Here is a 12169-nt window from a genome sequence, read left to right as displayed (position 1 = left end):
AAAGAGACCTTATTTGAAAGGTCTCTTTTTGAATAACTCATGCAATTAGTACAAATGGAAAATTCGTTTTATAAGATTCGGTAAAACAAACGCTCTCTTTATTTGGTGATCCACTTTAATAACATCTTCTTTTAATACACCATTATCCTCCCAAAGGAGATTTACTTCATATTGTTTAGCTGGATCAGGCTGATCAGCCATGATTGCAACTGCCATTTTTTGCGCTTTTACTTGTTCATCCTTTCCATTTCCAGATGAAACTGTTACCCCATTTTCTTTAAAGGAAAACTCCTTTACATACATCTTAGGACGCTCATTCCAAGTGAGATGGACAGCCCATAAATTCTGACTGGCAAGATCAATATCTTCTTCTGGCTCGTATGTTACATGCCATTTACCATCTTTAGAGGTTCCCGTTAAAATAGGCGGCTGATGTGTGGCTTCAAAAAGAAACCATCCCAAAAGAATAACGAGGATTATTGTTGTGACTATAACCACTAATGATTTCGTCTTCATGTTCGACTCCTAAACTCTATTTTATATTACTTTGATATTGTTTATGTAAACTTAATTAACCTATATTTCTTGATACCTGATATATTCTTAATATTCCTTTTTAAATAGTCAGTTGAATGACCCGACAACTGTAAAGTGCCATTGGATTTACCATATACAAACATAGTATGGAAATAAGTACTTCGTCCATTTTTCATAAACTGAATGACATCTCCAGGTTTAGCATTCTTGATAACGTCTTTAGTATTATTGTAAGTTTTTACTTTTTGTGATCTAGCCCAATAAGCACCAAAATCAGATACTCTTATCCATGAAGAAGAGACTGCGCGTCCATACCTAAATATCTTTCCTGTTTCTAGACTATTTATAAAACTGTACCAATAATAGGTAGTATTATTAACCTTTAGTGGTTCAGCCCTCTTCCTATCTTGTTCCTCTTTCTTTCCACCAGAATAAAGAATTTGAGATACATAGTTAGTGCAATCTCCACCTGCTCCTGAGTAATCATTATAATTTCTATTTCTCCCATTGTACCATTTTCTTGCATATGCTTGTGCTTTAGTTACACTATAAGAACTTCCAAAGGCTTTTATTTTATTCTCATTTTCTTTAACTATTTGTTCTACATTATTTTCTTCTTCTAAACCTTCTTTACTGATTTGCCCAATTGTTTTATTTTTCATCTTACTAATATCATTATTATTTTGTCTTTCTTGTAAATAATAAACTAGAAAGTCACATATCATCCCATATTTTTCATGATTGACAAGAGCTTTATCTTTGTCATCTAATAATTGATCTGTAGCAAATTGATCAAATTCTTGAGTATTTAAACTAAGATTTTTACCGTTATTTTTTAAATAGGTCTCTAAAATAGTTTGAATTTCACCTAATGTATAATCATTATTTGATTTCACCTGTGTAACATTTGTTGATGCAGCTTCAATATCATTGGTGAAAAAAAAGTTAAACACTAATATACATCCTAATAATACTGTAATTATCTTCATTTCATCCTCCATTTTTACAATAATATCATACACAATAGTTCAATATGGTTATTTTGTCAATATATTCATATGATAAAAATCATTTTAATTAGGTATTTTTAATCAAAAAAAGAAGATTAAAATATTCAAATTAACTTTGAGCATTTCTTAATTTCAAATGAAATTTCTAACTCTTTATTCAATCATAAAAAAAGAGACCTAAAAAAGGTCTCACTTTTTTCAATAAAGATTTTTGAATAAATCTTTGGTGTTCCATTTTATTACTTTATTTTTTAATCTACTAGTAAATTATCAACAGGATTTTTTAGGAAAAGGATTATTTCCTCACTAGACACAAGCATTGGTAGTATCTGCTTTTCATTATTCTCCTGATGCCTCTTCTGTCGCCTTCCCCTTCCAAATAAGGGTTAAGCCTAATCCAAGAAATAAGACAACACCTGCAAACAGGAAAGGGAAATGAATATTTTGATCGAATAAAATGCCGCCAAGTGCCGGGCCAAAGATCGTACCAAGACTTGTGTAGGTAGAGTTCATCCCTGCGACAAACCCTTGCTGATTGCCAGCGATTTTTGATAAGAAGGTCGTGAGTGCAGGGCGCAATAAATCGAACGCAAGGAAAATCACACACGTCACGATCAGCACAACCATAAAGCCTGACACGACTGTGGAAACAAAAGCGAGAACTGCTCCAACAATCAAGCATAGTTGAATAACTCGTTTCTCCCCAAGCGCATTCACCATTTTACCAAACACGAGGACTTGGATGATGACGGCTACAATTGAACTGACGGTAATGATAATCGCAATATCCTTCGGACCAAATCCAAACTTGTGATTTGTAAACAAGCTAAAGACCGTTTCATATGCAGATAGTCCAAACGCCAGCACAAAGACAATGATGAAGGCGATGAGATAACTTGGATGAATCGATTTTTTCAAGTCTTTAAAGAAGGTCGATTCTTTCACTTGATCCATTTGTTTCTCTCGCTCTTCTTTTGTTAATGGTTCCTTCAGCATAAACATAGACGAAATCACAGCAATAAATGCAATCCCTGCTGCAAAGAAAAACGGCAGGCGAACACCATATTCTGCAATAAATCCGCCAATTCCCGGGCCGATGATAAATCCGGTACTAATAGCAGCGGATACATACCCCATTGCCTTTGATCTTTCTTGAACGGTTGTGATATCAGCGACATAGGCAGTGACAGCCGGCATGATAAATGCCGCACTAATACCGCCTAGAAGCCTTGCAAAATACAGAACATACACATGTGTCCCAAGGCCAAAAACGAGTTCTGATAACGCGAATAGAAACAGCCCAGACACAATCATGATCTTTCTTCCGTATCGGTCTACCCATCTTCCCGCAATAGGTGATGCGATAAGCTGTGCAACAGCAAACGCCGCCACAAGATATCCCATCGTACTGCCCGTTAAATGCATGACATTCATAAAGAGCGGCATGACAGGTATAATCAGACCGATACCTAAAAACGCAATAAATATATTACTTAATAAAATAACAAGTACCGCTTTTTGCTCACGAATCGGTTTTTGCATGATGTTTGTTTCCCCTTTACTGACTCACTTGTTACTCATGATGGTTGATTCCGTGAATAAACAATGAGATCGCCTCTTTTTGTAATTCCTTTTTCTGCTGCATCGTGTCATTTTTATATAACACGTCTAATCCATAGAATACGGAAAGTAATATTTTCACTTTTGATTCAACATGCTGAATCGACCAGCTGCCATCTTCGTTTCCTTCAAGCAGGATGTCTCGCATTACATCATCAAAGTCTACATCAATCTTGTTCAGCCGCTCCATGACTTCATCTGATGTAAATGCACTGGCACAAAATTCTTCACTCGCTCTCATTAAAGGATAGTTAATCCCCATTTGACTAAGCAGCTCTGCAAACCCTGCAAGCTTATCAATGGCCCGGTGCAGCGTTTGTTTCTCTTCATGCCACGTCTCCATCATGAATCGATGATCCTCTTCCATAATATGAAGGAACAAAAACTCTTTTCCTTTAAAATGATGATAGAGGTTGCCTTTACTAACCTCAGCCGCCTCTAGAATATCTCGCACGGATGTTTCGGAATATCCTTTTTTCGCAAATAAATCACGTGAAGCGGTGACAATCTTCTGCTTCGTCTTTTCACTTTTTCCAGCCCCGCTTTGTGTACTTGTCATCTATGAACAATCCCTTCTACCTTGCTTTTCTTCACACGGACAAACAAAACCGACCAGTTGGTTTATTTTTTTATTATAAATGGAGATCGCCCATAATACAATGAAAAAGTCATCGACTTCCTAAGGAGTGAATCTCAGTGAAAACAAACAAAACGATCATTTATGCCATCACCAAAAAGGACGTATACTTGTTTTTCTTCTATGATCTATTCATTGCCACCTTAGCCTACTACATGTTCAAAATCAAACCAACTATGTTTTATGAATGCTTAGGGATAACAGGAAGTATTCTTTGTCCATTGTTGATGAGAAAGTGGAGGTAGAGGTCATTTTCTCATCACATCTATCCCTCTTTTATTTAATTTTTCTTAACATTTAACTTCACTTAAATATTAAGATCGCATATAATATAGGAGAAAAGAGGTGATGTCATTGGATGAGGATATCATTCATTACAGCAAAAAAATCATTGAGTACTCAAACGCGCTAGGCTCTATCTATGTAGAAGAGTATCAACGATTCTTAAAAAATGAGTATGCAGATTTAACAAGCAAACAAGAACTGACACTTGAATTGCTGCGGTCGAAGACGAGAACAATCAATGAACTGGCTGATTATTTCTCCATTTCATCTAGTGCCGCTAGCCAGCTCATATCAAAGCTTGAACAGCTTGGATATGTGAAAAGAGAGATTAATCCACATAACCGTAGAGAAATCATTGTTGATTTTGCTCAAAAGGGCCATGACTATCATAAAGATATTGAAAAAATTCAGCTACATCTTATTCAAAAATACTATGCCAAGCTTTCAAAAGAAGATCTAAAAACATTATTATCGCTTTACGAAAAAATCTATCAAATTGCGAAAGAAACGCCTTAACCCGGCCTTTCATGCATGAATATGTAAGCTAGATAAACGATGAAGGGGATGATCATATGGACAGGATTCATTTGCAAGATGGACGTCATATTGGTTTGTCTCAATACGGTGATCTTGAAGGATTCCCAGTATTCTTTTTTCATGGGACACCTGGATCGAGAGTGATGTTTTTAGATGATGATCCAATCTCAAAAGAGCTTGGCATTCGTCTCATTTCTTTAGACAGACCTGGTTTTGGTTTATCTGATCCGCAACCTAACCGTACCATTTTAGACTGGGCAAAAGACGTACAGGAAGTGGCCGATCATCTTGACATCTCCCAGTTTTCAGTGATTGGTGTCTCTGGAGGCGGGGCATTCGCTGCTGGTTGTGCCTATCAATTGCCAGATCGCATTCTTTCGGCTGCTCTCGTCTCAAGTACCACCCCATTTCAGGATGGTAAACCGCCTAAAAGTATGCTAAAAGAGAACAAGATTGCCTTTTTCCTCAGTAAAAGAATGCCTTGGCTCTTAAAGGCAAGTTATCGCGCTCAGAAAAAACTAATTGAAAAGAAACCAGAGAAATTCAAGAAACTAACGAAAAAAGGGAACAAACATTTACATCCATCGGATCGGCAATTTCTTCAAACCGATGAGCAACTGGAGCTGATGATGATGCATTTATACGAAGCTACTCGTCAATCGGTTGATGAATGTATTCATGAACCAGATTTACTCTCACGGTCATGGGCATTCGATATGAAAGATATACAAATCCCTGTGGATGTCTGGCATGGAAAAGAGGATCAGATGGCCCCTTTTGCAGAGATAGAAAGAATGGCTCCGAACATTCCAAACGCCAAAACGCACTATATCGAGCAAGCAGGACATTTTCTTACTGATATAGATGATGTTTGGAGAGACATTTTACTCTCTTTAAAAAAACGGGCTGAACATCAGGTACACATATAAAAAAAGACCCAATGATACGTCGGGTCTTTTTCTTTTTAATACTGCTCGTAATAGGATTGAATTTTATCTGGATCTTTTGTTTTCGTCAGAGCCAGCATGAGTAGAATGCGGGCTTTTTGTGGATTTAATGAATCCGATGAGACAAAATGATGTTCATCATCCATTTTTTCATGTGTGACAATGCCATTTCCTGCACGGCTTGACCTCACGATCACCACGTCTTTCTTCACTGCATCTGTTGCCCCATTGATCGCTTCTGTTGACATCGTTCCATTTCCTGCGGCGGCAACGACAATGCCCTTCGCTCCTGCTTTAACGGCAGCATCATACACATACTTTTGATCATTTTGATAGCCGTATAAGATATCCACTTGCGGCAGCTCTTTTAGCTTTGAAATATCGAATTCACTGTCAGCTGTATGTTTTCTTGTCGGTTCGTTATAAAAAGAGACAACTTCACCCGCCACTTCTCCAATGTACCCTTGCTCAAGAGACTTGAACGAATCGGTTGTGGTGGTATTTGTCTTCGTAATAAAACGAGCAGAGGCAATTCGGTCATTTAATGTCACCATTACACCTTTGCCTTTGGCTTCTTTTGTCGAAGCAATTTTCACTGCATGATACAGGTTAAGCGGGCCATCCGCACTAATGGCAGATGCTGGCCTCATGGAACCCACGACCACCACTGGCTTATCACTTTTTACAACCAAATGTAAAAAATAGGCCGTTTCTTCTAAAGTATCTGTACCATGTGTCACCACAATGCCATCCACTTGATCATCATTTAAAAGCTGATTGACTCGTTTCGCTAATTTTAAAAGAAGAGCGTTATCCACATTTTCACTGCCGACGTTCGCTACTTGCTCACCCGTGACATTTGCAATATCCTTCAGCTGTGGTACGGAAGCAATGACTTTATCGATTCCAAGTGCACCAGACTTATATCCAGTCGTATCTGTATTACTATCTGAACTACCGGCAATCGTTCCGCCTGTTGCCAGCACCTTAATATTGGATAAAGATTTGTTCCCTGTCTCAACAGCCGTGTTTTTTTCTTTTGTTTCACTGGTAGTGCTTTCTTGATTACTTTGATTATTCTCTTGAGTGCTATCATTCGCACAAGCTGCGGTCACCAATAGTGAAACAGAAAGAAGGGTAGCACCAAACCATTTTGTTACGTTCATAAGATCATCTCTTTTCTTAAATGTGATGAATAATTATCTATCTATAGGGTTTACTTTATACCATTCCTTCATTCATCAGCATGAGGTGAAAGTCACAGAACCAAATAAAGTAAAAAGGACACTATTATCAAAATTTATTTATACCATAATACCTAAATTGACTTCAGAAATTGTTCTCAACCCATTTATGATAAAATATAGGAAATCTTACAAAAAAGGAATACATACAGTGCGTTTCGTTCAACCATTTTACAAAATCCTACTCACACTATTCTTCAGTTCCATTTTACTCAGCTTGTTCGTATGTTTATATCCACCGATTCAGGGCGAGCCTGCGTTTATGATGTTTTACACTCCCATCTTTTTTGTTTATTATTTCATCTTTGCGGTACCTTTACAGTTGTTGTTCTCTTTACAGCCCAAGGCTTTTCATCCTCTTTATTTAGCGGCTTACTTACTGATAGCAATGATTGTCATGCTTTTTGTTATGGATGGAATTGAGAGCTCCACATCCCTTCCGATCATAATTGTCAGCAGTCTCATCTACTGGACCTGCGATTCTTTCATTCATCAAAGAAGCATAAAAAAAACACCTAATGTGTAGGTGTTTTTATCTATTCTAGTATGTGTTGACAGTGCTCCACAGTATCCAAGACATCTTTCAGCTCGGTGACCTGCTGATCGCTAAGAGAATCTATCCTCAGTGATTGGAACTTTTTATTTCATGCTTGTGCCAGCGTGTGAAAAAATGGGGTCCTTCAATTCAAAATCAAATGTCTTCCCATCAACGATACCAACTGTTTTTGAACTGTCGTAAAGCTCAAGCAAGCACGCTGCCATTTCTTTTGATGTGTGATATTTCTTGATAGTGCCTTCATATTCGAATTGATCGACATCTAATGAACGCTTTGCAAATTCCGATTCTGTCGCAGCAGGCGCTAAAACTTTTGCCTGTAATTTGGCTCCTTTTTCTTTCAATTCTAGGGCCAGCCCTTCTGTAAAGGCGCTCACATAAAATTTCGTGGCTGAATAAGTGACAGCGTTGCCGACGACGGTATAACCCGCTCTTGAAGAGATATTGATTAGCTGCGTCCCCTCTTTTTGCTCATAATCACGGACAAACAGAGTGGATAAAATTGTTAACGCTTCAATATTGAGATGAAGCATGTCCCCAATTTTTTTCACATCCTGCTCTCCTATTGAACCAAAATGGCCAAACCCAGCATTATTAATGAACGTATCCAGCTCATCACCAGCTAATGACTCATAGAAAGAATACACTTGCTCTCTGTCTGTTAAATCAACAGACTGGACTTTCACTTGAATATCGGGATATGTTTCTAGAATCTTTTCTTTCAGTTCTTGGAGTTTATCAAGCCTACGTGCAGCTAAGATCAGATTTTTTCCTCTTGCTGCAAAGGCCAAAGCCGTTTCATACCCAATACCTGAACTTGCCCCTGTAATGACTGTATAGCCCATTGTATATCCCCCTATTCGTATCTTCTAGCTGTTTAAAGTATAGCGAGAGCATGTGACTCTAGTCAATTTTGAAGAAATTCAAAGAGTCATGAACAACTGAACGTTCAGCTTTTAATCGGTTTCTTTTGAATCATGTTGGAGGATAGCCTGCTGAGCTTTTTTTGTTAATTTGTGAAAAACCAGTTGATAGGAATGTTCAATTAGCTCTTCGACAAATGAAGATGGAATATCTGCATCGAGATAAATAGAATTCCAATGCGTCTTATTCATGTAATACCCGGGAATAATTCCTTCATGCATTTCTCTTAATTCTTCAGCGCGTTGCGGATCACATTTTAAAGTGATGACTGGCTTGCGATCGACGTCTCCCCCCATCATGGCGAACATCTTTCCACCTATATGATAACGATCTGCCTGCCACTCAGGTTGATAGTCGTGGGTTGCTCCTTGTAAAGAAAGACAAAATGCCTGTAGTGTCTCTTTTTTCATTCTATTAGCTCCTTTTTTAGCTGTCTTCTATCTTTCTATTATATCGACAGTTGTGATTTTTGTATCTACACTTCTTTTCAGGACGTCAGCGAGAACAAAAAAAAGCACAGACAAAAAGGTCTGTGCTTTTTACTTATATCCGAATATTTCTTATTCAAACGCCTTCTTAAGCTGATCGCTCATCAGATGCCAAGCCTCTTCAGCTATCTCTAAATCTCCGGCATGAGTGAACGCATGAGGGACTCCTTTAAATTGTTTGTATGTGACATCTACCCCTGCTTCTTTTAACTTGTCCGCATAATGCTCAGCTTCTTCAGCTAGTGAATCCTTCTCAGCTGTGATAACAAGAGCTGGGGGCATTTGTGCTAAGACTTCTCTCTCTGCAAAGACTGGAGAAACGAGCGGATTGTGCGGATCTTGACCTTGCAGGTAGAAGGCATTAAACAGTCTCGCCATTTCAACTGGAATTGCTTCTTCAAACGCTGGCTTTTGTGCTGGATCAGTAGCCAAATCAAGCGGCGGATAATCAAGCACTTGATAGACAATCGGAAGTTTGTTCCCTTTTTGGATATCAAGCAAACAAACCGCTGTTGCCAAGTTCCCACCTGCACTATGACCGCCAATGGCTAATCGATTTGGGTCTATTTGTAGTTCATCAGGATGTTCATATAACCATTTCATCACATCGTAGCATTCATGAAGAGCAGCCGGAAAAGGGTGTTCCGGTGCCAGCTGATATTCCACATTGACAACGATACACTCCGCACGATCTGCTATGACCGGACACCAATGATTATCCATTTCAGCACTTCCAAGTATAAAACCGCCCCCATGCAAATTCACGAAAACAGGAAGGGGTTGTTTCAATGTTTTCACAGGTTTAAATACCCACACCTTTGTTTCACCAGCACCCGTTGGGATATCATATTCCATTTTGTTCACTTCAGGAGGGTGGACTGGCTTTAGTTCTGATTGACCAGCTAATGAATCTTCAGCTGGTTGACGCAATGACTCAGCCATTTTAATTTGTTCGTCTAAGTTCATGATCTCAGCTCCTATCTTATTCTTTTATCTCTATCCATTCGTTACGAATTTCGCCTTTTCCTTCAATGTCGTCAGAGAGTCGTTGCTTTTTATCTATCTCCCCATTTTCAGCTCCTTTGAAACAAACATTCACCCCTATGAGTAAATAAAAAAAGCACTGCGGCGCTAAGTCCTCAGTGCTTTTCATATATTATGATACTTGTTGTTCTACTTTCACTCGTTTAATAAAGAAAGCAATCACCAAGCCAATCACTGTCATGATGACAGCAAAGATAAAGGCATGCTGGACGCCATTTGTAAAGGCGAGCAGCTGATTGACTGGATTTGCGGGATCAGCCACATTTTCCATAAAACTGCGCGCTCCTGATGAAAGGATCGAGATACCAACCGCAGTCCCAATCGCTCCTGACACTTGCTGCAATGTATTCATAATCGCTGTACCGTGAGGATATAGCTCTGGCGGCAGCTGATTTAATCCATTTGTTTGGGCAGGCATCATGATCATCGCAATTCCTATCATTAACGTAATATGAAGCGTCACGATATAACCGATGGACGTATTCACACTTAAGTTCGTGAAGCCAAACATGGTCGCTGCAACGATGACAAGGCCTGGGATGACAAGCCACTTCGGCCCAAATTTATCAAAAAGCCCACCCATGATTGGCGATAGCAGTCCATTGATAATTCCACCTGGTAATAGCATTAAACCTGCTGTAAATGTAGAAAGTGCCAATGACGTTTGCAGATATAATGGCAAAATCATCATAGCAGACAGCATCACCATCATACACACTAAGATCAGAAGTAACCCGATCACAAACATTGGATATTTAAATGGGCTTAAATTCAACATCGGTTCTTTCATGTTTAACTGTCTTAGGGAGAACACAAGAATGCCAATGACACCTACAACAATCGCCACAATCACATGCATACTGCTCCAGCCACCGCCTTCACCGGCACTGCTAAAACCATACACAATTCCACCGAAACCGATGGTTGATAACACAATCGATAAAATGTCGATTTTCGGTCTTGTGGGTTCCGTAATATTTTGCATAAAAATATACCCAAATACGAGTGCAGCAACTAATAACGGAAGCGAAATCCAAAAAATCCAATGCCATGTTAACGATTTAAGAATAAGACCAGAGACCGTTGGACCAACTGCTGGGGCAAACATAATGACAAGACCGATAATCCCCATTGATCTACCTCTTTTATGAGGCGGAATGATGACCAAAATCGTGTTAAACATCAATGGAAGGAGCAAGGCTGTTCCTACTGCCTGCACCACACGTGCCACCATTAAAATACTGAAGACTGGTGCAACGGCCGCAATAAATGTACCGATGATCGAAAAGACCAGTGAGGTTATGAAAAGCTGTCTTGTTGTAAACCATTGAAGAATGAGGCCAGAAATTGGAACAAGAATCCCTAGTGTTAATAAATAGCCGGTTGTAAGCCACTGAGCAGTCGTTGCTTCAATACCAAAGTCTAATGTTAAACTTCTCAGCGCCATGTTGAGTGCCGTTTCACTAAACAGTCCAATAAATCCAGCTGTGATAAATGAAATAATAATGGGCAGCGTTCGAATGTCGGAAGCTGCTGTTTGCTGTTTGTTCATATTAAGTTGGCTCCTTTTCTTTTTCAATATTGAGCAATCTTAGGAAGTCAGGCTAGTCAGAAATGAGCCACTTCATTGTCGTTGAAAAACAGATAAAATTTGTTTTTCCGCAGCGAATTGTGCAATTTTTTCGATTGAGTAGCCGGATTCATGAATATAAAACATGAGTTCAGGCGTCATTGGAGAGGAGATACATAATGTCGTCAACTCAATGTCTTGTATGTTCGCTTCTCCTTTTACTTTCGCTTCCTCGAGCAAATCACGAATGATTTGTTTAAGTGATTGACTGTAATGACAATCATATACTTTACTTGTCTGCTCTAAGTTCCCAGAGATTGTGAGCATGCGAATCCAATCTAAATGATGACCGACGATGAGATGAATTTCTTCAAGAACATATCGTAAACGCTCACGAACCGGCTGATCACTGATTTTACTTAAGTAAAGATGCAACGCAGGGATCAGTTGTTCAAATTTTTCTCCAAGGATCGAAAGGCATAAATCACTTTTATTGGCATATCGGCGGTAAAGAGTACCCTGTCCAACACCAGCTGTTTTAGCAATTTTATGCATACTGACATTCTCTACACCAAACTCTTGAAACAAAGAAAAAGCGACCTCTTCAATTTCCTTTCCAATATCCTTTTCCATGATGCTTCACCTTCTTTACCTTCATCCACCTTGCATATATCTCTATGTGTAAATCAAATTTCTTTCATTTTCATTAGGACAATTGTACCGGTATTATCTTACGGACAACTGTCCGCTTTGTCAATCATTATTTTTTA

Annotated in this window: 14 protein-coding genes; 4 read left to right on the top strand and 10 right to left on the bottom strand. The window is 38.8% G+C overall.

The features are described 5' to 3' along the window. Positions 1-45 precede the first annotated feature (45 nt). The 4 genes from NST73_RS02875 to NST73_RS02860 form a co-directional block, all read right to left on the bottom strand. Positions 46-516 (bottom strand): hypothetical protein, encoded by a 471-nt coding sequence (locus tag NST73_RS02875; RefSeq protein ID WP_024719174.1) that lies wholly within the window; start codon positions 514-516, stop codon positions 46-48. 41 nt (positions 517-557) lie between these two features. Beyond that, positions 558-1526: an amidase domain-containing protein gene (locus tag NST73_RS02870; protein WP_327872471.1), complete on the bottom strand. Its 969-nt coding sequence runs from the start codon at positions 1524-1526 to the stop codon at positions 558-560. A gap of 360 nt (positions 1527-1886) precedes the next feature. Then, on the bottom strand, positions 1887-3089 hold the full coding sequence (locus NST73_RS02865; RefSeq protein ID WP_039170212.1) for an MFS transporter: 1203 nt from the start codon (positions 3087-3089) through the stop codon (positions 1887-1889). 31 nt (positions 3090-3120) lie between these two features. Beyond that, entirely contained in the window at positions 3121-3726 is a 606-nt protein-coding gene (locus NST73_RS02860) for a TetR/AcrR family transcriptional regulator (protein WP_342499362.1), read from the bottom strand. A gap of 137 nt (positions 3727-3863) precedes the next feature. On the opposite strand from NST73_RS02860, the gene NST73_RS02855 reads away from it, so the two are divergent. The 3 genes from NST73_RS02855 to NST73_RS02845 all read left to right on the top strand — a co-directional run bounded on the left by NST73_RS02855 (position 3864) and on the right by NST73_RS02845 (position 5555). Continuing rightward, the gene (locus NST73_RS02855; protein ID WP_024719177.1) at positions 3864-4049 is read left to right on the top strand and encodes a hypothetical protein; all 186 of its coding nucleotides are present in this window, start codon (positions 3864-3866) and stop codon (positions 4047-4049) included. Between the two features lie 103 nt (positions 4050-4152). After that, a complete protein-coding gene (locus NST73_RS02850) occupies positions 4153-4605 on the top strand; it encodes a MarR family transcriptional regulator (RefSeq protein ID WP_019743356.1) in 453 nt (150 codons plus the stop codon). Positions 4606-4661: 56 nt separating this feature from the next. Beyond that, entirely contained in the window at positions 4662-5555 is an 894-nt protein-coding gene (locus tag NST73_RS02845; protein ID WP_178896561.1) for an alpha/beta hydrolase, read from the top strand. Positions 5556-5590: 35 nt separating this feature from the next. Here the strand turns inward: NST73_RS02845 and NST73_RS02840 are convergent, their stop codons facing one another. Continuing rightward, the gene (locus NST73_RS02840) at positions 5591-6739 is read right to left on the bottom strand and encodes a type II asparaginase (protein ID WP_024719179.1); all 1149 of its coding nucleotides are present in this window, start codon (positions 6737-6739) and stop codon (positions 5591-5593) included. Positions 6740-6764: 25 nt separating this feature from the next. Here NST73_RS02840 and NST73_RS02835 point away from each other — a divergent pair, with 25 nt between their 5' ends. Continuing rightward, positions 6765-7343 carry a UPF0715 family protein gene (locus NST73_RS02835; RefSeq protein ID WP_342499361.1) on the top strand — a complete coding sequence of 193 codons (579 nt, stop codon included), beginning with the start codon at positions 6765-6767 and terminating at the stop codon, positions 7341-7343. Positions 7344-7456: 113 nt separating this feature from the next. Here NST73_RS02835 and NST73_RS02830 read toward each other — a convergent pair whose 3' ends face one another. From NST73_RS02830 to NST73_RS02810, 5 genes are all read right to left on the bottom strand, one after another. Beyond that, a complete protein-coding gene (locus NST73_RS02830) occupies positions 7457-8218 on the bottom strand; it encodes an SDR family NAD(P)-dependent oxidoreductase (RefSeq protein WP_041507603.1) in 762 nt (253 codons plus the stop codon). Positions 8219-8329: 111 nt separating this feature from the next. After that, entirely contained in the window at positions 8330-8707 is a 378-nt protein-coding gene (locus NST73_RS02825) for an MmcQ/YjbR family DNA-binding protein (RefSeq protein ID WP_019743360.1), read from the bottom strand. 150 nt (positions 8708-8857) lie between these two features. Then, entirely contained in the window at positions 8858-9751 is an 894-nt protein-coding gene (locus tag NST73_RS02820; protein ID WP_019743361.1) for an alpha/beta hydrolase, read from the bottom strand. A 190-nt stretch (positions 9752-9941) separates the two neighbouring features. Then, a complete protein-coding gene (locus NST73_RS02815; protein WP_008346741.1) occupies positions 9942-11381 on the bottom strand; it encodes a DHA2 family efflux MFS transporter permease subunit in 1440 nt (479 codons plus the stop codon). 72 nt (positions 11382-11453) lie between these two features. After that, positions 11454-12032 (bottom strand): TetR/AcrR family transcriptional regulator, encoded by a 579-nt coding sequence (locus NST73_RS02810; protein ID WP_284724861.1) that lies wholly within the window; start codon positions 12030-12032, stop codon positions 11454-11456. Positions 12033-12169 lie beyond the last annotated feature (137 nt).

This window comes from Bacillus sp. FSL W7-1034, assembly GCF_038593365.1.
Lineage (GTDB): Bacteria > Bacillota > Bacilli > Bacillales > Bacillaceae > Bacillus > Bacillus altitudinis.
Note: the sequence above shows the minus strand (reverse complement) of the source record. Positions and strands in the feature narration are given on the sequence as shown.